Here is a 24,861-nt window from a genome sequence, read left to right as displayed (position 1 = left end):
GGCCGACCGAGCCGCGACGGTAGCACGCGCCGCTGGCGACGGCCCACTTGCCGGCAGCGCGCTGGCGGTACGCGCTCGGGTGGTGCGCCAGCACAGCCCGACGGTGGCGCTGCAGATCGCGGGGGCCGCCAACCGGATCGCCGGCGCAAGCCCGGCCCGCGCCATGGTGACCGGCAAGGTCTCGGCCGGCTCGTACGCGGTCCTCGGAGATATCGCTGGTGTCCGGCAGGCCGTCGCCCGCGCCTGGAAAATCATGGAGCAGCTGGAGCCATCCGCGCAGGGCCGGCCCGGATTCGCGCTCACCACCTATTCCCCAGCGGACCTGGCTCTGGCCAGCGCCGAGGCATTGACCACCGTCGGTGTCGCGGACGAGGCCGAACCCCACCTCGAACGGGCCGCCGCACTGATCGCGGACAGCGGGCAGACCGGAATGATTATTGCTGTCCAGATGGCGCAGGCGCGGACCGCGCTGGCACGCCACCGCCCCGACCCCGACGAGGCGGAACAGCATGTGTCCAGCGCGGTCGCGCTGGCGGCGCAACGACCGGCCCAATGGGTTGCCCGGCTGGTACGCGACATCTCCGCGCTCGCCATCAGACGCACCGGCCATCAGTTCGACGGGCTCATCGCCGCCACCGCCGGCTGGTTCTGACCTTCTCCCCGCGGCTCCCCCCGCTCTCCCCCGCGGCGGGCCCGGTAGCCCCGGTAGCCCCGGTGCGTCCCGAACGCCGTCAGGCGCCGGGCGGGCGTACCAACGACTGGGCGTCCGCGCTGGCCGTGACGGTGACCGGGCCGATGCCCAGGAGCGCCACCACCGGCAGGACAACCGTCCGGGTTCCGGTCACCCGGACGGTGGCCGGATTCAGCAGCTGCGCGGTCAGCAGCGTATGCCCGGACGGATCAGCGTCGGCCTGGTATCCGGCGACAGCGGCGGTGACCTCGGCAAGCGGCAGTTGCTGGAAATCCTGGGTCGCCGTGTAGATAGCGGCATCGTCGACATGCTGCGCGGCGGCGAGCGCGGCACCGTCGGCCGCCGAGGCCACGGAACGTCTGGCCAGATACACCGCGGAGGCATCGGTCACCACAAGCGCCAGCATTAACGCAATCATGACATAGCCGAGAGTGAGTATCAGGATCGTGCCGGCGTCCGCGCCAGTTCGCGGCTGCTGGCACGATCCCGCGCGAGACGCCCGCCCAGGCCTGGCTGTGCCCTGCCACGATCGGCTCATGCGACTGTCCGGTCGCGCCGGTAGGCGTCCACGACGACGATGAATTTCCCGTTCACCGTGATATCCGCCAATCCGGTGAACAGCCGTGCGGTTCCGGGCAACGCCGCGACCGAACGGACGCACACAACGAACCGCGCGCCCGGAGCCAGCGACGCGGCTCCGTCGCCTGGGTCCCCCGCACCGCAGTCCGCGCCCTCCGGGGCGAACCGCACCTCGGGCGCGCCGTCAATACCCTGGTCCGCGAAGGCCAGCCGAGCGGCCACCCGCGCGCGCTGGACGGCCTGATCCTCGCTGTCCGCGGTCGCGTAGGCCCGGCCGGCCGCTCGGGCGGCCTGGGTGACCGCGAAAGCCGACCGCTGGACCGAGAACACGCTGAGGAAGAAGTAGACGAACGGGATCAACAACAGAACCGACAGCCCGACGAACTCGATCAACGCGGTACCACTGTCATCAGGCCCGCGAAGGCACCCGTACGGACGCGGCCACAAACACGCGCGCAACCGCGGGCACCGCCCGCCGCGGTCCAGCGCCCGCCGTGCGGGCGACCAGGCCCGCACAAGCGGCGACCGGCCCAGCGGTCTCACGGCGTCTCCTTGACCGCGTGCCCGACCACTTTGATCGTCGTATTCGCTCCGAACGGCATAACGGCCAACGGCACCACAACCTCGCACCGCACCTCAACCAGTGGCACACCGGACGGATCAACCACCGCTCCACTCGTGCAACGGGTGTCGGCCCGCCCGGGAACAGACGAAACGATCAGCCGCTCGGCGTACGGACCGCCGGAATCATCGGTCATGCCCAGGTTCGCCGCGTGCCGCGCGCCCTCAGCCGCGTCCGCGGCGAGGGTATTGCGGACATGCAGGACGAGGCCAACCTGGATAACGCCGAGAAACAACAGTAACAACAGCATTCCGACCAGCACGAACTCGACGACAGCCGAGCCCCGCTCAGCAGCCAGGCGGACCGACACCGGCCGGTCAGCCGTTGCCGACCACGGAGTCGATCGCGTTGGTGAACACGTCCCGCAGCTGGGGCACGGCGACCGCCATCAGTGCCACCACCAACGCCGCCGTCATTACCGTGACCATCACCCAGCCGGGCACGTCACCGCGATCGCCGCGATCCCGAAACCGGTTGTCCGGCACATCGCGAAAGACCTCCAGCCGCGCCGGTGCCCATCGGCCCAGCAGCTTCACGAATATCCGCACAGTCGACAACTCCTCACATCACATCATGATCACTGCGCATTGAACGTCAAGCTCACGACCGCTGGATAGAAAGCAAAGATCACAGTAGTCGGCAGGACAAAGAAGACGACCGGCACCATCATCGCGATCTCCTTGCGGCCACCGGCTTCCAGCAGCTGTCGCTTGCCCGCCTCCCGGACGTCGACCGCCTGTGCCCGCAGCACCTCCGCCAGCGGCGTGCCGCGCTCTATCGCCACCGCCATGCCGTCGACGAACCGGCTGAGCGAGGCGACCGTCGTCCGGGTGGCCATACCCTCCAGCGCCTGGACGAGGGTGGCGCCGGCACGCGCGTCCGCGAGAGCCAGCCGCAGTTCGCGGCCGAGCTCCCCGTGCGACAGCCGGCTTACCCGTTCCAACGCTCCTATCGGGCTCTCACCTGCGGTAACAGCCAACGCGAGCAGCTCGGCAACAGTCGGGAACTCGATGAGAATGCGTTCCTCACGTTCTCGTATCGCTCGGGTCAGCCACCAGTCCCGGGCGACGACCCCGCCCGCGACGCCGGCAACGACCAGCGCAACGCTGACGATCGGCGGCGGCCCGAAGCCCAGCAGCGCACGCAGCAGCAGCAGAAAAGCGCCGAACAGCGCCCCGGCGGCCGAGCAGACCACCTGCTGAACCCGGAAATCCTCGATGGAGGTCCGCCCGCCGGCCTGCGTCAGGCGGCGCTGCAACGCGGCACGCCCACCGAGGAAACGGTCGAGCCGGTGAGCCGCGTCGGCGATGAACGGCCGGAGCAGTTCCTCCAGGCCGCTGCGCGAGGCGGCAGGCCGGGCGCGATCCGCGAGCAACCTGGACTGCGCCGGAGTATCCCGCAGGTAGGGGTCGATCCGGTCCGCGAGCCGGATCCGCCGGACCGCCGGCGACCGCAGCACGACAATGGCCAGGCCGACACCGGCCAACAGCCCGATCAGCGCACCTGTCGCGACTGGGCTCATCTGGGCCGCACCGCCGCCGTCGGCATCGGCATCGGCCCGCTCCGCATCAGCCAGCTCATCATGGACGCAGTACCCGGCCTTCTTCGGGAAGTCGGCCGATCTTCTTCATGAGCAGGTATGCCACCACCGACACCCCGCCACCGACCGCCAGTACGATCACGCCGGTGGGGCTGTCATAGGCGCGTACCGTCTCCCCCCGGGTTGCCAGCAGCAGCAGAACAACCCACGGTGCGGCAAGCGCGAGCCGCGCGGCGTTGATCGTCCAGCTCTGTCGGGTCTCAAGCTCCGCGCGGGTCCGAGCGTCCTCTCGCAGGAACGTCGACAACGTCCGGAGCAGCCGGCCGAGGTCGGTCCCACCTACCTCCCGAGCGGTACGCAACGACTCGATGATCCGGTCCGCGATCGGATCAGCAAGATCATCAGAAAGTCGGTCCAAGCTCGCCGAGAAGGATCCGGTCGCCCGGTACTCCTCGCCGAAACGGGTGAAAGCGGGGCGAAGCGGCAGCGGGCCGCGCACCCCCACCGACGCGAGCCCCTCCGACAGCGGCATTCCCGCTCGTACCGCGCTGGCCAGGTTGTCGACGACATCCGGCCACAGCTCCCGAAGGTCGTGCATACGCGCTCGGCGCCGGCGCAGCACCATCGCGCGCGGCAGCAGCGCGGCGAAGATGAAGAAGGCTCCGCCAAGCGACCAGGTGGCGGTGAAGGCCAGCACGATCAGGCCCACCAGCAGCCCGGCCCCGATACTGATCACAAAAAACTGGTCGGGGCTGACTCCCGGGATACCCGCCTGAACAAGCAGCTCCCGGGTCCGGCCCCGCCATTTCACAGCGACGGGACCACGCGGGGCACGGGTCCGCCCGCTGGAGACGATGAGGAACAGGCCGAGGCCGAACAGCAGCCCGATGAAGATGCCCATCAGTGCTCGACCGCGATCTCGGCCCACGAACGGTCGGCAAACGGCGCCCGGTCCAGCTCGGTCACCCGATCCATCCGGTCACGATCGGTCATGGCAAGCAGAGTTGGCAAATCATAGCCGGCCCGGGCGAACCGGTCGGCATGTGGCGGGTAGCCGTCAGCCCGCACCAGGGCGTCGTTACGTGATCGGTAGATCTGCGCGGTCTCGACGACGTCCCCCTCCGTGCGCCCCGACAGCGAGACGATCTCGGTGACACGCCGCCGCCCGTGCGCGTCCTTGGCGAGATGCACAACAAGATCGATGCTGGCGGCGACCGTCGGCACCACAAAAGCATGGCTGACGTTCTCCCCCGCGAGCAGCGGCAGGGTGCACAGCTTGGTGACCGCTTCTCGGGCCGAGTTCGCGTGCAGGCTGCACATGCCGGGCAGGCCCGAGTTAAGAGCGATCAGCAGGTCGAGCGCCTCTTCCTGCCGGACCTCACCGACGATAATGCGGTCGGGGCGCATCCGGAGGGCCTCCTTGATCAGACGACGGAGCCGGATCTCGCCGGTGCCCTCCAGGTTGGCCTGCCGGGTCTGCATGGCCACCCAGTCCGGGGACCGCAGCTTGAGCTCGAACACCTCCTCGCAGGTGATGACCCGTTCCCGCCCGGGGATGGCCGAGCCGAGGCAGTTGAGCATGGTGGTCTTTCCCGCCTGCGTCCCGCCGGCCACGATGATGTTCAGGCCAGAGGCGACAGCGGCCTCCAGGAAGGCCGCCGCCGCCGCGGTGATCGTCGCCAGGTCGATCAGCTCGTCCATACTGGCCGCGGACAGAACGAACTTGCGGATATTGACCGACCAGTGGACGCGGGTGACGTCGGGGATGACGACATGCAGACGCGACCCGTCCGGCAGCATGGCGTCCACGAACGGAGTGGATAGATCCACTCTGCGCCCAGAGCTCTTCAGCATCCGTTCGACCAGGTCCTGGACCTGATCGGCGCTCAGGATCGTCGTGGTCAGCTCGCTGCGCCCGTTTCGCGCGACGAAAACGCGCCCAGGTTCGTTGATCCAGATTTCTTCCACGGCCGGGTCGTCCAGATGGCGTTGCAGGGGGCCGAATCCGGCGACCGCGTCGTGGACAAGCCGCGCGGTCGTGGCGCGGTCGACAATCGCCGGGAGATCACTGGTGAGTGTGCGTTCCTCGTATTCAGCAAGGACGTCCTCGACAAGCTCACGGATCCGCGTGGGCTCGCGAACCGGGTCGAGGGATCGACGCCGGACCAGTTCACGCACTTCAGTCTCAATGAGCGAAGTGGCGTCCAGCCAGCTGCTGCGTGTTGTCACCGAAAACCCGATCTTCCTGGTTGCCCCTTCGGACCGACCCGCTCCCGGGAATCCTCGCGAAGCGTAGAAAAAAGGTCACAGGCAATCAAGTACCCAGCCCTGATTTCCGCCTGGCCCGGCTTCCTCGCCCCACCGCCACCGCACGGACCGCCGGCCGCCCGAGACCGCCGGCCGCCCGAGACCGCCGCCGGCGGCACAAAACCATGATCACGCCACTTTTGGCCAAACAACCCCCATGACATCACCATTCTCACAACTATCGCATCCAGCCCGCGCCGGCCCGCGAACAGCCCCACACGGAACAAACAGGATCATGAAGTCGGTCAATGACTCATTACTTTGCGTGCCGATCAAAGCGGCCGCGACCGTGGCGCGAGACAACGCTTTCAGAAGCCGGGGAAACGGCCGGCGCCTCGCGGCCGAAACAATCCGGCACGCAACGGTGGCGACCGGCCGGCGAACGCGGAGCGGTCAGAAGATCGACGCGGGTTTGTTCTCGGGCACAGCTATCCGGCCGGAAATCGCGCACGCCGACAAAATTTTCGCGATCATACTCACGGTGGCGGCCGAACCAGCGGTCACCAGCTCCCAGCTCAGCAAGGTTGTCAACGACCGGCCTGCCCACGCGGCCCCGACCGGCGGGCCAGCCAGCGGATCAGGCCACGTTCCCGTGGTGGCGCTCATACAGCGAGCGTGCCTGCCCCACCCAGTCATCTGAGAAAAGCCGGTCACCGAACCCGTCGAGTACCTGGACGAGGCCATCGATCTGATCACCGTCGAGCTCCGCAAGCTGCCGGAAGCTCGCGATGCCAAGCGCGTAGAGACGCGCCTCCACAACCGGGCCGATCCCCACGATCTCCTTGAGATTGTCCCGCCGAGTTCCCGTTACCTCCGCCGGTATCGCGACCGAGAAGGCGCCAGCGCCGCCGGCAGCCGTCAGCGAGGCGAGCGCGACCGAGCCGGGCAGGACAGCCTGGGGCTGTCCGGGCGGCGCGCCCGGTACCGGGCGCGCGGTCTGCACCGGGACCACATCGACGAGCGCCGGGTCCCTTCCGTCGAAGGGGAAATCGCCGGCCCACTCACTGTCAGCGGTGCTCCACCCATCGGCGTCGCTATTGCCGTCGGCGTCGTGCGCCAGTACGGGCCCGGCATCATCCCGGCTGACCGAGGTATCCACCCGCTCACCCGGCGCGTGCCCGGGGCCGGCGGCCTCCTCGCTCCGCCCGCTGTGGCCGCTCCGCTCGTCCCGCTCGATCCGGGCCAGCAGCCGGACCTTTTCCGCCGCCCACTCAGCCTGATGACGATCAAGTTTGGTCGTCATCGTCGCAACCTGACGCTGCGCGTCCTCTGCCTCGGTACGGGCCATCGCCAACCGGGACGAGAACTTCGCTGCCCGCCCCTCCGCCTCGGAGAGCTGCACCCGCAGCCGCGCCGCCTCGGCGGCAAGCGTCTGGACAGCCTCCGCATCCCCCCGCGCGTGGGTTTGGCCCGACCTGGTGGCTACCAGGTCGGATCCCCCGCTGGTGTCGACGGCCGCCGACGAACCATTCGGCGAACCAGCCGCCTGGAGCGCCGCCCGGGTGACCGGCGCGGCCTGGACAGGCACGCTGGTCTGCCGGTTGACCCGCTCATGAGCCTCGGCCTCCGCCAGGGCTCCCTCGATCGTCCGCACCCTGCGGCCCGCGGCGAGGACCTGGCGCTCCACCGCCGTGACCCGCTGCTCGGACTCGGCCGCCCGCTGTTCGGCCGCGGTCAGACGCGCCGTGAGCGCCGCTTTCTCCAGCGCCCACTCGTCGTCCTGACGGCTGAGCCGTGCTCTCATCTCTGCGACGAGCACCGCCGAATCGACCGCCATGTGGTCCGTCAGACCCTCGGCGCCCGCGTCCCCATCCGCGGCGACACCGCCCGCCGCGGCCCGGCCCGCTTTCGACGCGCCCCCGTCGACCCGGCCGTTCGCCACCGCTGGACGGGCCGCCGCTGGACGGGCCGCCGCCGGCTCCACGCACACGGCGGCCAGGGCACGCCGTGCCTCCTCGCTCTGGCGACGCATAGGGCCGATGAGGAACACCCAGGCCAGCAGTACACCGATGACCAGTGCCGCCGCGACAAACACCAGGATCTGGCCGGCAAGGTAAAGCACGAGCGATCAGTCTCCTTCCCGGGTGCGCCGGGCACACCCGCAATCCTTCACAAAGTATCGCGAAGGACGAAAGCGATCGTAACACCCGGCAACGGAGTATCTCGCCGTGAGATCCAGCCGGCATATTCGATCATCGATCGCTCTTTGGCCGGACAGGTCCCGTCGACCGCCGCACGGCTGACGGGAAAGGTAGGACATCGTGCTTGCCGCACCTGGTGGCCAACGATTGCACAGCCATGTTTCAGACGTCCAGTTCCTACCGGACAACCAGCCGGCAACGGATGTGGTCCAGGTGTCCGCCGCCGGCACGGCTCTCTTCGTGATGTCGCCCGCGGGCCGCGGCCGCACACATCACGAATCTTCAAGCCATATGTGGATAGAACACTGTCCGCGGCGGGTCGAAGGTCTCCTTGAGTGTCCGCGGCGAAACCCACCGCAGCAGGTTCAGCGCGGAACCCGCCTTGTCATTGGTACCGCTGGCACGCGATCCGCCAAACGGCTGCTGACCGACCACCGCACCCGTCGGTTTGTCGTTGAGATAGAGGTTTCCCGCGCTGTAACGCAATGTCTGGGCAGCCGTGGCGAGTGCGGCCCGGTCGCGACCGAATACGGCACCGGTCAACGCGTAAGGGGCGACATCGGCGACATCGGCCAAGATCGAAGAAAACGCATCCGTACCGGTCTGCGGACGATCATCATACACATGCACGGCAAGGACCGGCCCGAAGTACTCCGACGTGAAGACCTCGTGTGTGGGGTCGGCGCATACCACGACGGTCGGTTCCACAAAGTACCCGACCCGGTCGTCGGTACCGCCACCGACGAGAACCGACACGGCCGGATCCGCGCGCAGCCGCGCGAGCAGAGCCGCCAACCGGCCGAACGCCCGTCGATCGATCACCGCGCCGCCGAACAGGCCCAGGTCCGACACGTCACCGTAGGTCAACGCCGCGGTCTCGGCCACCAGCCGGTCCCGCAGGCCAGCCCGCCACATCGAGGCGGGGAGATAGGCGCGGGAGGCCGCCGAGCACTTCTGCCCCTGGTATTCGAACGCGCCGCGGACGAGGGCAACCGCCACGGCATCCGGGTCGGCGCTGGCATGGGCCACCACGAAGTCCTTGCCGCCGGTCTCACCGACCAGCCGCGGGTAGTCGCGGTACCCCTCGATCCCGTCCGCGACCGTCCGCCACATCGCGCGGAAGGTGGCGGTTGACCCGGTGAAGTGCACGCCAGCGAGAGCGCGGTGGCGCAACGCGACGGCGGAGACAGCCGCGCCATCCCCGGTGACCATATTGATCACGCCCGGGGGAAGACCCGCGGCCGCCAGCAACGACATGGTGTGGTGGGCAGCGAGCTGCTGGGCCGGGGCGGGCTTCCAGACCACGGTGTTACCCATGATCGCTGGAGCGGTCGGCAGGTTCGCCGCGACCGAGGTGAAGTTGAACGGGGTTACCGCGAGGACGAAGCCCTCCAGCGGCCGGTAGTCCATACGGTTCCACGTCCCCGGAGCCGAGACCGGTTGCCGGGCGACGATCTCACGGGCGAACGCGGCGTTGAAACGCCAAAAATCGATCAGTTCGCAGGCCGCGTCGATCTCCGCCTGGTAACAGCTCTTGCTCTGCCCCAACATGGTCGCGGCGTTGAGGATGTCCCGCCACCGCCCCGCGAGCAGCTCGGCGGCGCGCAGGAACACAGCCACGCGGTCGTCCTGGCTGAACGCCCGCCAGGCCGGCCCGGCCGCCAGCGCCGCGTCGACGGCCTCCGCGACGTCCCGCGGCGCCGCCGCCCGGCCCATCCCCAGCACCAGCGCATGCCTGTGCGGGGCCACCACCTCGAATGGCTCTCCGGTACCCGGCCGGGATTCGCCCGCGATCACCAACGGGAGCTCGACGCGTTCACCCGCCATCCGCGCAAGCTCAGCCCGCAGGCTGGCATGCTCCGCGCTTCCCGCGGGGTAGTCGCGGACCGGCTCATTCACCGGCTCCGGGACGATCGTGACAGCGTCCACCTGTGTCACCCCTTGCCCATACGGGAGAACCAGCCCGCCCGGATCCACGCGGCCGGATCCACGCGACCGGATCCATGCGACCGAACACCTGAACACGATCCGTCCACGAACGCCTACAGAAGATCCGCCAGCTCCTGCGTGGCATACCAGAGCAGTTCATACCCATCAGCCTCGTCCACCAGGAAAGCCGCGTCCTCGCCACCGAGATCGGCCTCGACCACGGCCGCGGCGGCCACGGCAACGACAGCCTGCGCATCAGCATCATCCACATGAACGGCCCGAACCGCGGCTATCGGCACAGGTACCGCGACTTCGACCACCCCCCGATCGAGATCATCACGGATGCGCACCTGATGATCGTCGACATCCACGGCAAACACAACCCGGCGCCGGGGTGCCGTCGGGTCGTCATCGAGCAGCCTGAGACTGCCCCTGGCGGCCTCGAGAAGCAAGGCGTACTCCATCTCGTCCGTATCCGACCCGGCATACCACTCCCGAACGGCCCCGGTGACGGCAAAACCGAGCCCGGCGGGAACCAGGCGGTCCACGAGGACGCCCCGCGCGGCCGACAGGGTTGACGGTAGATAAACGCGCACGACGCCAGTGTGCCGTGCGCTATCCGGCGCCCGGCCGGCGGCAGGAAGGCGGACCGGCCTGGCTCGGCCCGGCCCGGCGGCTGATCCCCTCGCCCGCCGGTTGAACCAGCGGTTGAACCAGCAGGCTCAGCCGGCAGCCGCGAGCGGCCCGCCCGCGGCGTCGGGCAGCGCCAGCGCCGCCGCGCTGGTCCGTAGCGAGGTCTCGAAAACCTCACGCCGCCGGCTGAGGTCCATGACGTTGGCGCCGATGACCGCCAGGTCCTGCGGTCCTGGGCAGATGAGCGTGACCTTCGTTCCCGCGGACCGCAGCAGCTCGGCCTCGCGCACCACCACCCGGGTCGCCAACCGCCGGAGCTGGCGTTCGACCCGGGCCAGCGCGCCCCGAGGCTGGTCCAGGACCAGGGAGCAGGCAGGAGCAAACACCAGCACCTCGTCAAGCCCCAGGCCGGCGAGTACGTCCACCGATGCCGGCGATCTCGTCCCGCCATCGATGTAGGGCCGGCTGTCAATCATGACCGGCGCGTACCAGGACGGAATCGCGCAGGAAGCCATCACAGCCTCGGCGAGCGAGGCCCGGGGCGCTCCCGGCGAGCCGAACACGACCCGGGTCCCGGTGTCGTAGTCCATGGCGACGATCCACGGTTTCGCCGAGGATGGCCAGGTCGCGGTGGTACTACCCGCCGTGGACACGAGCTCGCCAAGCGCGGCGAGTGTCCCGCGCCCCTGCGGGAGCAGGGAGGCCAGGGCTACCAACGGAGTGACACTGCGCGGGTGGCGTGCCGAGACGGCCAACAGCCGACGGGAGCCGATCCGCATGCGCGGCCTCGGCGGCAGTGCCGAGCCGAGCCGGGTGTAGTCCAGGACCGGATCCCCGAACAGCGGCCGCCCGTACTCGGAGTTGACCATTGTCCCGACCCCGGTGCCGGTCCCGATCAGAGCGGCGAGCACCGCTCCGGCCGATGTCCCGACGACCATGTCCATGGTGCGGACATCGGTTCCGGTCGCGTCCTCATATGCGCTGAGCGCACCGATCATCCATGCCGATCCGAGCACACCCCCAGCACCCAGGACCAGGCCACGACGGGGCGCCCGTCTGTCAGCCATCAGCCACCTCCCGTAGTACGTCGCGATCTCGGCTGCGCGCTATCCCGCCGCCGACCACCGCGCATGGCTGACAACAATGACGTCAACGCGCCCGGCTCGGCAACAGCCCTACTCGGCGGCCTCCTCCTCACCGAAACTGGTCTCAAGCACGCCCCACGCCCGCAGCCGTTCGGCGAACTCCTGCGGTGTGGTGTCGTGCAGCAGCGCCAACGCCCTCAAATCGCCATCCCGGATGGACAGGACCTGCCCGGCATAGTCGTCGCGCTGGCGCTGAATCTGTGCGACCCAACGCCGTACGAGCCCGGACGAGTCCGGTGGCGCCTCCGTGAGCTTCTTCAGATTAAGAACCGTACGGGGCCGGTGCTCGCGCGGCGGCAACGCCTCCTCGTCCGGCAAAAGCGCCGACACCGGAACACCGTAGAACGCCGCCAGTTCGGACAGCTGATGGACGCTGATCATCCGATCGCCCCGCTCGTACGAGCCGACCGCGGCGGTCTTCCACCGCCCGCGTGACTTCTGTTCCACCCCCTGCAACGACATTCCCTGCTGGATCCGTATGGCCCGAAGACGGGTTCCCACCGCCTTGGCGTACTCCCGGCTCACCCGATACACCCCCCGCCGCCTTGATAGAGCACTTGGTGATCATTTTCTGCTCCCGCCTACTGCGGTGACGCAGGTGCTCACCCTAACTTAATGTTATGAAAGATTGTTACTCGCCTCTTAAATATGCAAAACGTGACCCCCTTGCCACAATTGTTGCCTCCCGGCAATGATCGGTCTATTTGTCCGCCCAAAACGCCCACAATGACGCCGACACGCCGACCCAAGGCACAAACCAGCTGCCGAGCGCTCGTCTTTCGGTACGATCAGTCACCCAGACAGACTGCCCCGGAAGCGCGGTCAGTAACCGCGCGGCGCGAGGATTAAAAGGACATTCACGGCAAAAAATGACATTCGCGGCTCGGGCTGCTCACCGTCGTTGGTGACGCGTTGTGTCGGCGGGCTCAGAGCGCCCGGCAATAGGGGTATGGATCAAAGAGCGGGGCTGGGGTGCGTGCATCGCGAGGCGGAGAAGGCCCCGGTAGCAGTGTCCTACCTGGGCTGACGACAGCGACGCGAGGCGCCGGCTGGCGCCGGCAGCCCCTGGATGAACGTCCAGCGCCGACCACTCAGTGACGGGCCGTGGAGCGCCGGCGGCGCCCGCGCACCGGGCGGCCCGCCACCCTCGCGGCGAGCTCGCCGATCGCGAGCCTGGCCGGGGACTGTGGAGCGACATCACGCAGCAGCTGGCCGGCGGCCTGCGCGGCGTCCATCCCAGCCATGTCCAGCGGCACCAGAGCGACGGGCTCCGAGCCGACATGGCGCACCATCGCGCGGGACACCTCCCGCCGGGCGTCTCCCCCCACGGCCGCGCCGCGCAGCCGGTTCACCACGATCCACGGATCCGTCCCCGGTATGACCTCCCGCAGATCGGACAGGCCACGGACGAAGCGGACCAGTCCCACCGGCTCCGCCGATGCCACCGCCAGAATGGTGTCGGCGGAGCCGAGCACCGCCTGGGTCGCCCCGTTGCGGCGGGGCGCGGCCGTGTCGAACGACAGTTCCTCGTCCATCTCCAGGCAGAACCCGCAGTCGACCACGACAAAACTTGCCAGCCTTCGCGCCAGTGCCAGCACAACCTCGACGGACGCCGGGCGAAGCTCCGGCCACCTCGACGGACGGGCGATCCCGGGCAGGACCCGCAGCCCCCCACCGAGGTCTCGGCACAGCACCGCGAGCCGGGGCACGTCCAGAGTGCCCTGATTCGCCGACCGAGTGGCGGCGGCAAGCCCCGGCGCCTCTTCCAGCAGCCCCAGCAGCTGACCGATCGATCCACCGTAGACATCAGCGTCGATGAGCAGCGTGGGCAGTCCCATGCCGGCGAGCTCGGCGGCCAGGCACAATGCCACCGTGGTACGGCCCGGCGCGCCGGTGGGACCCCAAACCGCGATCACTCGCCCCGCGCCGAGCTCGGGCAGATCCGCGGCCTCGGGCATCGGCACCACCGGTGCCACGGCGGCGAAACTCGCCATCGGCTCGCCGTAGGCGCCGCTGGGCAATGCCGCCTGGCCACGGTCGGAAAGCGCCCGGGCCGCTTCCACCACCGCGGCCGCCACCACCTCCGCGGTTGAGTCAGTCGCGATCACCGCCGCGACGCCGAGCTGGCGCAGCCTCCGCTCGCCCTCCTCGTCGCCTGGCACGATCAGCCCGATGGCCGCGACCCCGGCGACTGCCAGGCGCGTCAACGCCTCCCGGTCCAACCGGCGCAGGTCCGCCGACAACAACGCGGCCCGCGCGGCGCCCGTCGTGGCGGCGGCCAGCAGGTCGGGCAGGTCCACACACCGCCGGACGACCGTCACCCCGAGGTCACGGCGGCCGAACGCGGTCACCAGCCCCGACTCGACCACCGAGTTGGTCACCGCGGTGAGGATCGGCAGGCTCATTGTCCGTAGCCCGGAACAGCGCTCGGGCCCGCTCCGCCAACCTCACCGCGGGCGCCGCGCTCGAGCTTGACGACGTCGACGCGTTCACCCTGCGATGCCGCCACAGCGTTGATCGCAAAATCGACCGGAACTCGCAAGGTCAACGAATGAGCACCACCGGTGAGAGCTTCCCGCGAGATGAACTCGACGTCATGCAGCACCAGCACCTCCGTACCGGCGCCTCCCGCCGCCGGTTGGGCTGCCTGAGCGGACTGGCCAGCCTGCGGTGCCGCGCTTGGGATCACGGCGCTCGATCGCTGGTAGGCGAAAAGATCCACATGATCACCCGGAACGAGGGAAGGTGCCCGACCGTCCTTCACAACCACCGACACCAATCGTGTCGATGTGACATTACTTCGTATGAAGTCAGCGCCGCTGACCAGCTCCCCAGCTGAAACCGGACGAGCGAGCACCGCCCCGACCATCTCCGGAGCACGCTCACCGGGATAATAGCGCTTCGCGGCGTCTGGGCTCAGATACGCCGAGGTTGTGGCCAGATCGGCAGCCACCATGACATGCCCCGCTGGAAGATCCCCCTTCGCCACGACCCAGGCGCGGGTCTTGTCGGCGGTGACGAACAGGCGTGCGCCCAGCACAACGGAAACCAGCACCAGCAGGACGCCGACCAGCAGCCGGGAATCGCGCCAGCGCGGGCGGGTCAGCCGTCGCCCCGGCGGCGACGGCACGGCCGCGGGTTTCTCCGCAAGAGTGACAGCGGGCGTGAGGTCGGTCACCCGGACCTCCATGTGGCTCATGTCCCGGGGCCCGCGACAGCGGCGTCGTTGGCCAGTCAGGAACAGTCGATTGGCGGGCAGCAGGCGCCGCGGCACAGACCAGGCGGTCAGGGCATGCGCGGCTCCCTGGTCGCCGAGCGTACGTGGTCTGCGACGACACCCCTGGACCTACCAACACAATCAGGCGAATGACAGCTGTTATCCACAAGTAGAGGCATTCACAGGCGATCCTGCCCTCAGACTCTGATACACAGGAGTCACGACCCATCCATCGCCAGGGAGACAGACCGATGAACGAGCGCTTCCTTCAGCTCAGCGATGTGGCGGAGATTCTCAACATCTCGTCGAGCCAGACCTACGCGCTGGTGCGCTCGGGTGAGCTCCCGGCGATCAAAATCGGTGGGCGTGGCCAGTGGCGGGTGGAACGTACCGAGCTCGAGGCCTACATCCAACGGGCATACGAGCAGACTCGCGCGTTCGTGGTCGCGAATCCGCTGGGCCGCGGCGATGCGCTCGTCGACGACCGGTATGCCGACTAGGTAGTTCGCTGTCAGGCTGTCAGGCTGTCCGGCGGACGAAGCTGACCGACGGCAGCGGGATCGTCCGCACCGCACGTACTGACCGGGCTCGGCGGAACTCGTCATCGGCGTGTTCGGCCACCTCGACGAAGTCCGCGCCGACCCGGTCGATGGTGCCCATCACGGCGGTGCCGTCCAGCAGCACGACCGAACAGACCGAACGATCCCGCACCACGCCGCGCAGCGCGTACGACAGGTCCAGCCGCGCGGCCAACGGGCCTTCGTGGCCGGGCTGGGCGGACACCGCGGTCAGGCCGCGCAGCCAGAGGACGGAACGGAGCGGAAGCAGGACCTCCTGGGCCCTGCTCTCCTGCAGAAGCAGCCAGTCCACCCCGAGCGCGGCAAGCCGGCCGCCGAGGACCTGACCCGTTTCCCGTTCCCGCCCACCCAGCAGCACCCCGATCCGCAGCGACGATCCGACCGCCGGCCGCAGCCTGTCGAGCAACCGCAGGTGCGCGGCTTCGCGACGGCTTCTGTCGACAAGCTCCGCATCGAGTTCAGCCGCCTCAGCGGCATCCCACTGCATCTCAAGATCAGCGAACAGAGCTTCCCAGCGCAACCCGGCCCCTCCTCCGCTCCCGGTCAGGCCGCAAGAGCGCCCGGCGCGGCCAGGACGAGCCCGTTCGGCTCGTCGGCAACCCCGTTCGGCTCGTCGGCAACACAGCCCGCGACCCGTCTGACGGTTCGCCCCAACCACAACAACGACGGCGACGCATCCAAACGCCGTCGGGCGAGCGTCGTCGGGGGCACCATCCATCAGACACGCCCTGCGGCATGGCCATGAGTATCGACTCTACATACCGCTATATCCCAGGCCGCACCTGATGTTCTACTAGCAAGAGCCGGTAAACGCCACAAAACGTCTTGACAGAGGTCCGACGGAGGACTACACAAGCAAACACAGTCAAACAACATGTTTCATCATCATCCACCGAGCACCCCGGAGGTCGCCGATGTCAGCTGGCCGGCGCCTGCCCGTCTTTCTCGCGGGAGTGGCCGCCGCCGCGGCGCTGACAGCTCTAATGATCAAAGAGGGCCCACGGTGGACGGACCTTCCACCTGGCCTCACCGCCGTACCAGAATGGGTCACAGCAGATCCTGAACATGCGCTCATCACCGTGGTCGGCCTTGCCGCCTGGACATGTCTGCTGTGGTTGTGCGCGGGATTCGTCCTGGGCGTACTGGCAACGCTGCCAGGTGCCGGCGGACGAGCAGCCGCGGCCATGGCTCGGCGCATCCTGCCCCGAACCCTGCGGCATGTCCTTGAGATAGCGCTCGGAATAACCCTCGCCGCGGGGACAGCCGTGCCAGCGTTCGCCGCGACGCCGACGGAGGCCGCGATTCCCGGGGCAATCCCGTCGACCAGCACCGCATGGCCAGATCTGGCCCGCCCGAGCGTACCCACAACGCTCGCTCCGACAGACGTACCGCCCGCGCCCCAGCTCGCGCCGTCGCGGGATGACCGGACCGCCACGCCCCAGCACGGGCGGCCCGCGAGCTCCCAGGCCGCCCCCGAGCGACCAGCCGACGCAGGACACCCAGCCACACCAGCGCCGCGGGCCGCCCCACCGGCCCCGATATCGGCACCGGCCCCGATATCGGCACCGACCGAGCCAAGATCAACTATTGCCGCAACCAGTTGGCCCGACCTCTCCCGGCCCTCCGCTCCAGCGGATCCGGCCGGCGCCGTTCCCACCTTCACAACGACCACCCAGCCGCCGGCCGCGACCCCGCCGGCCACATCAGCACATCCCCCACGTCCCCCGGCCACCGGCACGGCAAGCGGCGCGTCAACGGTTTCCGCGGAAAGGTCGACGGTATCGGCCACAACAGCGCAGCCGCCAGCTACGACGGTCCCCACGAGCCCCGCGGCACCGTTGTCACCCACTGTTTCAGCATCCACCGGAACATCCCCGGTGTGGCCGGATCTTGCCAGGCCCTACGACCCGATAGCCGGTGCCGCGCCACGTGGCGTCGGAAATTCCAGCGCGGCACCGGCCGGACAGCCCACGACATCGACAAACAGCAACGACGCCTCCACAACTGACCTGGCCGAGATCGTCGTGCTCCGCGGCGACACCCTCTGGGCAATCGCTGCCCGCAGTCTCGGACCAGGCGCGACCACCGCGCAGATCGCGCGGGAATGGCCACGGTGGTGGGCCGCAAACGAGCACGTGATTGGCCCTGACCCCGACAAGATCCTGCCCGGCCAGCGGCTCCAGCCGCCCCGCCCCGGGCCTTGACCCCGCCCGCCCCGCCGACTGGAGAACAACGCTGTGACCGTTGCTGCACCCACCCGTGCGCACTCCATCCGTGCCGGTCGTTTTTACCAAATACCGATCATGCCCACCGATCCGCCTTATGATGACGATCCGCAGGCAGCGGCCTGGCTCACCGCCCCGCCCACCGGCTCCGCCGCGGCACCAGTGCTTCTCGCTATGCCTGACACCCGTGTGGATATCCCTGCGCAACAGGCGGCCAACCGGCCTGGGACAGGGCGCCCCGCTCCCCGCTCCGGGGCGATGGCGACCTCGGATAACCGCTCCGCCCCCCCGTCGGCACGCGCCGTCGCCGCGGTGGTCGTGCGCGCCATCGTGGAGGCCATGACGGGCATCCGGCCCGTGACCCATCTTGCCGCCTGGACCTCCCCGCGGGTCCAGGCGGACCTCGAGCGGCTGGCCGGGGACAACGTCCGTAGGCGGCGCTACACCCTGCGCTGTGTGCGAGTATGCGAGCCTCGGGAAGGGGTCGCCGAGGTCGCCGCGGTGATCGCGCGGGGCGAGCGTGTGTCGGCCCTCGCGCTGCGCATGGAAACAGTCAGTGGCCGTTGGCGGGTCACGGCGCTACAAACCCGTTGACAGACCCGTTGACGCCCCCTGAGAGAACCCCGGGAAGGCGCTCGCCCCAAGGGCCATCTGGGACGGACCGCCGCAGGCATGCGCCCGGCAACAGGAGACGCGGCGTCGCGGGGCCAAGGCACGCACCTCGCGTCCCCTATTGCCGGTCGCTCTAAGCGCCCAAACCAGCTCATGCATGCCCTGTCACGCCATGTTGCGGTTTGCCGGATCACCGTGGCAACGCTTGTACTTGCGGCCGGATCCGCACGGACACGGCGCGTTGCGAGCGGGCCGGCTACTGCTTCCTGTCACCGCTGGGTCAGCTGTCGCCGCGGTGAGCCCAGCGGAAGACGCCCGAGTCGTGACCACTGTGGATCCGCCGTCCACGGAAGGCGCGGTGTAACGAAGATCATCAATAGGACGGCGTGGTTCCAGGCCCTTGACAAATACCGGCGGCGGCATGGGCGCTGAGGGGGCAACAGCCGTCTTCGGGGTGGCGCGCTCAGCCGGGGTGGCCGGAGCGGTGACAGCGGCACCCGCGGTGGCGGCCCGTACCGCCGCGACAAGAGCGGCACCGTCCGCGGTCCGCGCCGCGCTGTCGGCCGGGACGACCGCGGTGCCGTCCGACGGGCTTCCGCTCTGGGCGTCCGCGTCCTCCGGAGCGGCAACCTGGACCTCGGCGTTGAACAGCAGCCTGACCGATTCCTCCTTGATACCCTCCATCATCGTCTGGAACATATCGTAACCTTCCCGCTGGTACTCGACGAGCGGGTCACGCTGTCCCATCGCCCGCAGGCCGATTCCCTCCTGCAGGTAGTCCATTTCGTAAAGGTGCTCACGCCATTTTCGGTCAAGCACCGCCAACACGACCCGGCGCTCCAGTTCCCGCATGAGCGGTTCACCGTCCGGACCGGCGCCCAGCTCTTCCTCCCGCCGGTCATACGCATTGTGCGCATCGACCTGCAGCTCCTCGATCAGGGTTTCGGTCGTCAGTCCATCACGCTCATCGGGAGCCGGAATTTCCACGCCCACCTGGTAGAGCTCACCGAGACCGGACCAAAGAGTGTCGAGGTCCCACTCCTCGGGGTAGCCGTCTACCGTCGCGCCGCGGGCATAGCCGTCCACCGTGTCATCGATGAAATGACGGACCTGCTCGTGCAGGTCCGCACCTTCGAGAACCTTGCGGCGCTCCTCGTAAATGACAGTACGCTGTTTGTTCATCACCTCGTCGTACTTCAGGACATTCTTTCGGATCTCGAAGTTCTGGCCTTCGACCTGTGTCTGCGCGGATCGGATCGCACGGGTAACGATTTTCGACTCAATCGGCACGTCGTCGGGAATGTTGAGCCTATCCATGATCCCTTCGACGGCAGCGGCATTGAACAGCCGCATGAGGTCGTCGCCCAGCGACAGATAGAACCGGGACTCACCGCGGTCACCCTGCCGGCCGGCTCGTCCACGTAGCTGGTTGTCGATCCGGCGTGACTCGTGACGCTCAGTGCCCAGAACATACAGCCCGCCGAGCTCCACGACCTCGTCATGTTCAGCGCCGACCGACGCCCGCGCTTTCTCGATGGCCTCCGGCCAGGCGGTCTCATAGTCTTCCGGGGTCTCGATCGGACTGAGGCCACGCTCCCGCAGCTCGGCCTGCGCGAGAAACTCCGGGTTGCCACCGAGCATGATGTCAGTGCCACGGCCGGCCATGTTGGTCGCAACGGTCACCGCGCCCCTACAGCCTGCTTCGGCGATGATCGCCGCTTCCCGTTCGTGATGCTTGGCGTTGAGCACCTCATGCTTCACACCACGTTTGGTCAGCTGCTTGGAAAGGTACTCCGACTTCGCCACGCTGGTCGTGCCGACAAGAACCGGCTGTCCCTTTTCGTTGCGCTCGGCGATGTCGTTGACGACCGCATCGAACTTGGCGATCTCGGTCTTGTAAACGACATCGGGCTGGTCCACCCGGACCATCGCCTTGTTCGTCGGAATCGGCACGACGCCAAGTGTGTAGATCTGATGGAACTCCGCCGCCTCGGTCATCGCGGTTCCGGTCATACCGGACAGCTTGTCGTACAGACGGAAGTAGTTCTGCAGGGTGATCGTGGCCAGCGTCTGGTTCTCCTGCTTGATCTCGACCTTTTCCTTGGCCTCGATCGCCTGGTGCATTCCCTCGCTGTAACGGCGGCCATGCAGGACACGACCGGTGAACTCATCGACAATAAGAACCTCGCCGTCCGTAACTATGTAGTCCTTGTCCCGGCGGTAAAGCTCCTTGGCCTTCAGCGAATTATTGAGGTACCCGACGAGCGGCGTGTTCACGGATTCGTAGAGGTTGTCGATGCCCAGTTGGTCTTCGACTTTCGCCACCCCGGACTCCGTGATCGCGACCGTTCGCTTGCCCTCTTCGACCTCGTAGTCCGTGTCCTTCACGAGCATCGGCGCGATACGGGCGAATTCGGTGTACCAACGGGTCGGGTTGTCCGCCGGACCACTGATAATCAACGGGGTCCGAGCCTCGTCGATCAGGATCGAGTCGACCTCGTCGACGACGGCGAAGTTGTGCCCGCGCTGGACGAGCTCCTCGCCGCTCCAGGCCATGTTGTCCCGCAGGTAGTCGAATCCGAACTCGTTGTTGGTGCCGTAGGTGATGTCGGCCTCGTACTGCTGACGACGGACGGCCGGCGGCATCTGCGGATGAATGACGCCAACCGTCAAGCCGAGAAAACGGTGCACCCGCCCCATGTTCTCCGCGTCCCGCTGCGCCAGGTAGTCGTTGACCGTGATGATGTGGACGCCCTTGCGAGACAGCGCGTTGAGATAGGCGGGCAAGGTGGACACGAGGGTCTTGCCCTCGCCGGTCTTCATCTCGGCGATGTTCCCCAGATGCAGCGCCGCGCCACCCATGATCTGCACATCGAAGTGCCGCTGCCCCAGGGTCCGGCGGGCCGCTTCGCGCACGGCCGCAAACGCTTCGGGGAGGATCTCGTCAAGGGTTTCCCCCTCGTCGATCCGATGCCGGAACTCGTCGGTCATCGAGCGGAGCTCGGCGTCCGTGAGCCCGACGAAGTCATCCTCGAGGAGGTTCACCTGCTCTGTGATCGCCTTGAGCCTGCGCAGAATGCGACCCTCACCGGCGCGGAGGATCTTCTCAAGTACCACGGGCGAAACTCCTCGGGCGGTTGGTCAGCGGGGTCACCTACGCAACGAGACTAGGCTAGTCCGTCCGCGCTGATCGATCCGGCCGTACGACAGGTCCGGCGGGTCAACAGACTACCCGACCAGCCAGTGACGGTAAGATCATTATTTTCCTCCACGTGAAAGGAAATAATGATCATCTTAGATCAACATCCGCACGGACTTCAGCCTGCACAACGCTTGAGACCCCGGATCGGTGCCCCGAAAACGCCGATACACCGTCCGTCGGCCGCGGGGGCGATGCCGGTGGGCACATCGAAGCGGCCCCGAGCGCGTCCCGCGGCCACAGGACCCACTCGACAATCACCTGAATCGCCGCCCGACGTCCAGCCGACACGATCTCAGGTGATCTCCAGAAGCTTCTCCCGAACCGCGTAGACCACCGCCTCCATGCGTGAGTGCAGCTGAAGCTTCTCCAGGATGTTGCGGATGTGATTCTTGACCGTGTTCTCGCTGATGAACAACTGCTTGGCTATATCACGGTTGTTGAGCCCCTTGGCCACAAGCCGCAGGACCTCCATCTCACGATCGGTGAGTCGAGGGGTCGGCAGCTGTGGCCGGTCATCCGTTTTTTTGATCATTGACGCGAACTCGGTGAGGAGCTTCGACGCCATGGAAGGGCTGATCAGGCTCTGCCCACCGTGCACGGCGCGAATCGCGGTGGCAACCTCGTCGATCGAGATCTCCTTGAGCAGATACCCCATGGCACCCGCCTTGATCGCGTCGTAGAGATCCACTTCCTCATCGCTGATGGTCAGCATAACGATCTTCGCGCTGGGCACCGCCTGTTTGATGGCGCTGGTCGCGTCGATCCCGCCGCGGCGAGGCATCCGGACATCCATGAGGACGATGTCCGGCGCCATGTCCACCGCCATCGTGACAGCTTCCGCACCGTCCGCGGCTTCGCCGACAACCTCGATGTCGCTCTCCTGCTCGAGGACCATCTGCAGGCCGCGCCGGAAAAGCGCGTGATCGTCAACGACGAGCACCCGTACGGGATCCGTCGGTGGCGACGACGCGTCCTCCCGAAGCTGACGCCCATCCCCCGTCATGTGACCTCCTTCGCGTCGCAACGGCCCGCGCCTCCGCCACCCCGCGCTGGTGCACGGGGTGGCGGGGACGTGACTGAAGACGTCCACGGCAGATGGTCCCACGTCGGCTAGACCCGCCTACGTTTACACCGTTGCGACCGCGCCACGAGCTTCGTCATACCTCTCGCCCCGGTCGTTCCGGTGATCTCGTCCCGCAGTGTCCGCGCCGGGCTCCTCATGCTCGCCCAGCTCAAGCCGGATCACTCCGTAGTCATATCCACACCTTCGGTACACAACGCTCGGGAGGCCCGTACGCATGTCCCGGAAGAGGTAGAAATCGTGGCCGACCAGCTCCATGTTCGACAGTGCTTCATCGAGGGTCATCGGCGTGGCTCGATGGATCTTCTCACGGACGACCATGGGTGACCAGTCCGGATCCCCGTAATCTGCGTCGCTATCGACAGCTGCGTGGACATCGGCCTCACGGCCAGTGGAGCCAGCCAGGCCTGCCCGCGGGCCGCCGACAGCTCGCGCAAGCTGACCCGACGAGCCACGTGCCGCACCGTTGTGGCGGCTGCGGCGGTCGGCGGCACGCCGTAGCCGTTCGGTGAGCTTCGCCGCGGCCAGGTCGAAGGCGGCGAACGGATCCGCGGCGGCTGCCTCGGCTCGAATGACCGGGCCCCGTGAGAACACGGTCAGCTCGACGCGATCACAGACATCCGCCATACGCGGGTTGTGCTCACGGGAGAGTTCCGCATCCACCCGGAAGGCCTTGTGATCGAACCGCTCCAACTTCGCAATCTTGGCTTCGGCGTGCTTGCGGAACCTTTCGGGAACCGCGGTGTGCCTTCCCTTGAAAACGATGTCCACTCGCTTCACCTTCCTGTCGACCGGAGGTGGTGACGGCCAGCGGCTCCCGCGGCAACGGGCCAGACCAACCTTCCGATGCCATGTCGTACGTCAGGGCTTATCTGCTGCCTCGTTCCTTCCGCCCGGACCCCGAGCGCCCTGGTCCGTCGCTTCGCTGATCCACTCCCGCGGCGCCGGTGCGGGTGACGACAGTTTTAACCCTCCGGTACCCCGGTCGCAGGCAAATGGACACCTTGGGGCCGGTCATCTCGGGAAGGGCGATGACGCGCCAATGTCGCGGCGACTACCGCGGTGGCTGATACCGGCACCCCGCCGAGCCGCAGCGCCCGAACGGCCTCGGCCAGGGTCGCACCCGTTGTCACAACATCATCGATGACGATGAACAACGCCAGCGACGGCAAGCGCTGCCTGGCGCCGTCTCGCCACGGCGGACCGCCGACGAGACGGCGCCCGCCCACCGGCCGGACACGGTGACGCAGGACGAACGCACCGCTGAGATTGGTCGCGCGCTCCGCCACGGTGAGGCCTGCCTGATCAGCCAACGGCCGGACCGGCCGCAGCATCGCGGCCACCCGTACCGGCATACCGGCCCGGCGCAGCGCCCTTGCCGCACCGTCACCGAGCCTGCGCACATGGTCGAAACCACGCCGCCGAACCGCGGACCGGCTCGACGGCACCGGCACGAGGATGACCGGACCGGTATGTGCCGGCCTGGCTCGGGCCGCGAGCACCGCGCGGGCAAGCGCCGACGCAAGCGGCCCCAGCGCATCCAGCCGCCCCTTCTCCTTGAACCCCAGCAGAAGCTGCCGGCACGGACCGTCGTAAACAGCGCCGGCAAAGCAGTACGGTGGTGGCCCCCGCCGCTCCGGCGTGGCCAACTGTCCCGGAGCGGCGAGGAATGCCGGACGATCGATGGAGCCGGCGCAGACCGCGCAGACCGCCGGGCCCGGACAACCACAACCGGCGCAGAAACGCGGCAGGAGAAGATCGAGAAAAATATCGAATGCGGCGCTGATGTACGTGTTGGGCATAACGTGGATGCTCGTCCCGTCGCGCCCGCCGGGCCAGCGTGTTTCCAACCCTGTGGACAAACAGGTTGTGGACGGTGGCGGCAGCCCGCAAACCACCGGTGGTACGCGATACCTGTTCCATCTACTTGTGTCTGGCGCCAGCCCGCGGAATCATGATCGCCTACAACGGCATACGGCGCGGACCGACGCGAACGTCCTGCCAGGCCGCTCGCCGTACGGCCGCGGCGGCCTGACACGATCCCGGCCATGGCCGTGCACCTACCGATCGCGGGGGATACAAGCGGAAAGCTGGAATGATCACCCACCGGACGGACCCAGGTGAGCACACAGCTCGCCGGCTGCTGACCCGGCCGGGAACAGCACGCGGGGCCGGGCTGTCTGAAAAACCGCCCGAGGACGGAATGATCTGTGGGGAGCTACCGCCGCTCACACCGGTAGAAGCTCCAGGGACCTTGATTTCGCAGGGAGAGCGATATGACCGACGGCGCCGGCTGGGGGCAGCCTCAGCAGCACGGTGGGCCTGATCCCGTCCAGGGCTCACAACAGCCGGGATGGGG

At 67.9% G+C, this 24,861-nt stretch carries 24 protein-coding genes; 4 read left to right on the top strand and 20 right to left on the bottom strand.

From position 1 onward, the window contains the following. Window positions 1–652: hypothetical protein (locus tag MJ783_RS01990; RefSeq protein ID WP_239308172.1), on the top strand; the 652-nt coding region annotated here is incomplete at its 5' end. 79 nt (window positions 653–731) lie between these two features. On the opposite strand, the gene MJ783_RS01985 is transcribed toward MJ783_RS01990, so the two are convergent. From MJ783_RS01985 to MJ783_RS01915, 15 genes are all read right to left on the bottom strand, one after another. Further along, the gene (locus tag MJ783_RS01985; protein ID WP_370651406.1) at window positions 732–1,130 is read right to left on the bottom strand and encodes a pilus assembly protein TadG-related protein; all 399 of its coding nucleotides are present in this window, start codon (window positions 1,128–1,130) and stop codon (window positions 732–734) included. 95 nt (window positions 1,131–1,225) lie between these two features. Continuing rightward, window positions 1,226–1,663 carry a hypothetical protein gene (locus MJ783_RS01980; protein ID WP_239308170.1) on the bottom strand — a complete coding sequence of 146 codons (438 nt, stop codon included), beginning with the start codon at window positions 1,661–1,663 and terminating at the stop codon, window positions 1,226–1,228. A gap of 146 nt (window positions 1,664–1,809) precedes the next feature. Next, window positions 1,810–2,202, bottom strand: a complete 393-nt coding sequence (locus MJ783_RS01975; protein ID WP_308127774.1) for a TadE/TadG family type IV pilus assembly protein — start codon at window positions 2,200–2,202, stop codon at window positions 1,810–1,812. A 7-nt stretch (window positions 2,203–2,209) separates the two neighbouring features. Continuing rightward, entirely contained in the window at window positions 2,210–2,395 is a 186-nt protein-coding gene (locus MJ783_RS01970) for a hypothetical protein (RefSeq protein WP_239332901.1), read from the bottom strand. 74 nt (window positions 2,396–2,469) lie between these two features. Beyond that, entirely contained in the window at window positions 2,470–3,414 is a 945-nt protein-coding gene (locus MJ783_RS01965; protein WP_239308168.1) for a type II secretion system F family protein, read from the bottom strand. 58 nt (window positions 3,415–3,472) lie between these two features. After that, a complete protein-coding gene (locus tag MJ783_RS01960; RefSeq protein ID WP_239308167.1) occupies window positions 3,473–4,333 on the bottom strand; it encodes a type II secretion system F family protein in 861 nt (286 codons plus the stop codon). Next, window positions 4,333–5,661 carry a CpaF family protein gene (locus MJ783_RS01955; protein ID WP_239308166.1) on the bottom strand — a complete coding sequence of 443 codons (1,329 nt, stop codon included), beginning with the start codon at window positions 5,659–5,661 and terminating at the stop codon, window positions 4,333–4,335. Before MJ783_RS01955 ends, MJ783_RS01960 begins: the two co-directional genes overlap by 1 nt. Before the next feature lie 471 nt (window positions 5,662–6,132). Then, window positions 6,133–6,270 carry a hypothetical protein gene (locus MJ783_RS01950; RefSeq protein WP_239308165.1) on the bottom strand — a complete coding sequence of 46 codons (138 nt, stop codon included), beginning with the start codon at window positions 6,268–6,270 and terminating at the stop codon, window positions 6,133–6,135. 46 nt (window positions 6,271–6,316) lie between these two features. Continuing rightward, complete coding sequence (locus MJ783_RS01945; RefSeq protein WP_239308164.1) at window positions 6,317–7,801, bottom strand: hypothetical protein; 1,485 nt, start codon at window positions 7,799–7,801, stop codon at window positions 6,317–6,319. A 361-nt stretch (window positions 7,802–8,162) separates the two neighbouring features. After that, window positions 8,163–9,809: an L-glutamate gamma-semialdehyde dehydrogenase gene (gene pruA, locus MJ783_RS01940; RefSeq protein ID WP_239308163.1), complete on the bottom strand. Its 1,647-nt coding sequence runs from the start codon at window positions 9,807–9,809 to the stop codon at window positions 8,163–8,165. A 113-nt stretch (window positions 9,810–9,922) separates the two neighbouring features. Further along, a complete protein-coding gene (locus tag MJ783_RS01935; protein WP_239308162.1) occupies window positions 9,923–10,405 on the bottom strand; it encodes a hypothetical protein in 483 nt (160 codons plus the stop codon). Window positions 10,406–10,531: 126 nt separating this feature from the next. Continuing rightward, complete coding sequence (locus MJ783_RS01930; protein ID WP_239308161.1) at window positions 10,532–11,509, bottom strand: patatin-like phospholipase family protein; 978 nt, start codon at window positions 11,507–11,509, stop codon at window positions 10,532–10,534. Between the two features lie 108 nt (window positions 11,510–11,617). After that, window positions 11,618–12,112 carry a transcriptional regulator gene (locus tag MJ783_RS01925; protein WP_239308176.1) on the bottom strand — a complete coding sequence of 165 codons (495 nt, stop codon included), beginning with the start codon at window positions 12,110–12,112 and terminating at the stop codon, window positions 11,618–11,620. Between the two features lie 566 nt (window positions 12,113–12,678). Beyond that, window positions 12,679–13,992, bottom strand: coding sequence for a P-loop NTPase (locus tag MJ783_RS01920; RefSeq protein ID WP_239308160.1), 1,314 nt, complete (start codon window positions 13,990–13,992; stop codon window positions 12,679–12,681). Next, complete coding sequence (locus MJ783_RS01915) at window positions 13,989–14,765, bottom strand: SAF domain-containing protein (protein WP_239308159.1); 777 nt, start codon at window positions 14,763–14,765, stop codon at window positions 13,989–13,991. The genes MJ783_RS01920 and MJ783_RS01915 overlap by 4 nt, the downstream gene beginning before the upstream one ends. Before the next feature lie 290 nt (window positions 14,766–15,055). Between MJ783_RS01915 and MJ783_RS01910 the strand changes: the two genes are divergently transcribed. Then, the gene (locus tag MJ783_RS01910; RefSeq protein WP_239308158.1) at window positions 15,056–15,304 is read left to right on the top strand and encodes a helix-turn-helix domain-containing protein; all 249 of its coding nucleotides are present in this window, start codon (window positions 15,056–15,058) and stop codon (window positions 15,302–15,304) included. 19 nt (window positions 15,305–15,323) lie between these two features. Here the strand turns inward: MJ783_RS01910 and MJ783_RS01905 are convergent, their stop codons facing one another. Then, complete coding sequence (locus MJ783_RS01905) at window positions 15,324–15,902, bottom strand: hypothetical protein (RefSeq protein WP_239308157.1); 579 nt, start codon at window positions 15,900–15,902, stop codon at window positions 15,324–15,326. Between the two features lie 1,357 nt (window positions 15,903–17,259). Between MJ783_RS01905 and MJ783_RS01900 the strand changes: the two genes are divergently transcribed. Together MJ783_RS01900 and MJ783_RS01895 are read left to right on the top strand one after the other, a co-directional pair. Next, window positions 17,260–17,586 carry a LysM peptidoglycan-binding domain-containing protein gene (locus tag MJ783_RS01900; RefSeq protein WP_239308156.1) on the top strand — a complete coding sequence of 109 codons (327 nt, stop codon included), beginning with the start codon at window positions 17,260–17,262 and terminating at the stop codon, window positions 17,584–17,586. A 33-nt stretch (window positions 17,587–17,619) separates the two neighbouring features. Beyond that, on the top strand, window positions 17,620–18,201 hold the full coding sequence (locus MJ783_RS01895; protein WP_239308155.1) for an Rv3235 family protein: 582 nt from the start codon (window positions 17,620–17,622) through the stop codon (window positions 18,199–18,201). 183 nt (window positions 18,202–18,384) lie between these two features. On the opposite strand, the gene secA is transcribed toward MJ783_RS01895, so the two are convergent. From secA to MJ783_RS01875, 4 genes are all read right to left on the bottom strand, one after another. Then, window positions 18,385–21,336, bottom strand: coding sequence for a preprotein translocase subunit SecA (gene secA / locus MJ783_RS01890; protein WP_239308154.1), 2,952 nt, complete (start codon window positions 21,334–21,336; stop codon window positions 18,385–18,387). A 377-nt stretch (window positions 21,337–21,713) separates the two neighbouring features. Next, complete coding sequence (locus MJ783_RS01885; RefSeq protein ID WP_239308153.1) at window positions 21,714–22,424, bottom strand: response regulator transcription factor; 711 nt, start codon at window positions 22,422–22,424, stop codon at window positions 21,714–21,716. Window positions 22,425–22,547: 123 nt separating this feature from the next. Beyond that, on the bottom strand, window positions 22,548–23,273 hold the full coding sequence (gene hpf, locus MJ783_RS01880) for a ribosome hibernation-promoting factor, HPF/YfiA family (RefSeq protein ID WP_239308152.1): 726 nt from the start codon (window positions 23,271–23,273) through the stop codon (window positions 22,548–22,550). A gap of 194 nt (window positions 23,274–23,467) precedes the next feature. Next, window positions 23,468–24,304: a ComF family protein gene (locus MJ783_RS01875; RefSeq protein ID WP_239308151.1), complete on the bottom strand. Its 837-nt coding sequence runs from the start codon at window positions 24,302–24,304 to the stop codon at window positions 23,468–23,470. Window positions 24,305–24,861 lie beyond the last annotated feature (557 nt).

The sequence above is a fragment of the Protofrankia sp. Cj3 genome (genome assembly GCF_917627355.1).
Taxonomy (GTDB): Bacteria; Actinomycetota; Actinomycetes; order Frankiales; family Frankiaceae; genus Protofrankia.
The sequence above is the reverse complement of the archived record's forward strand: the minus strand, read 5'-3'. Positions and strand labels throughout refer to the sequence as shown.

What these genes read in the sequence shown, in the direction of transcription:
- MJ783_RS01930 (WP_239308161.1), bottom strand. Translation starts at nt 11,509, where the DNA reads ATGGCTGACAGACGGGCGCCCCGTCGTGGCCTGGTCCTGGGTGCTGGG.
- MJ783_RS01885 (WP_239308153.1), bottom strand. Translation starts at nt 22,424, where the DNA reads ATGACGGGGGATGGGCGTCAGCTTCGGGAGGACGCGTCGTCGCCACCG.
- MJ783_RS01875 (WP_239308151.1), bottom strand. Translation starts at nt 24,304, where the DNA reads ATGCCCAACACGTACATCAGCGCCGCATTCGATATTTTTCTCGATCTT.
- MJ783_RS01965 (WP_239308168.1), bottom strand. Translation starts at nt 3,414, where the DNA reads ATGAGCCCAGTCGCGACAGGTGCGCTGATCGGGCTGTTGGCCGGTGTC.
- MJ783_RS01920 (WP_239308160.1), bottom strand. Translation starts at nt 13,992, where the DNA reads ATGAGCCTGCCGATCCTCACCGCGGTGACCAACTCGGTGGTCGAGTCG.
- MJ783_RS01910 (WP_239308158.1), top strand. Translation starts at nt 15,056, where the DNA reads ATGAACGAGCGCTTCCTTCAGCTCAGCGATGTGGCGGAGATTCTCAAC.
- MJ783_RS01960 (WP_239308167.1), bottom strand. Translation starts at nt 4,333, where the DNA reads ATGGGCATCTTCATCGGGCTGCTGTTCGGCCTCGGCCTGTTCCTCATC.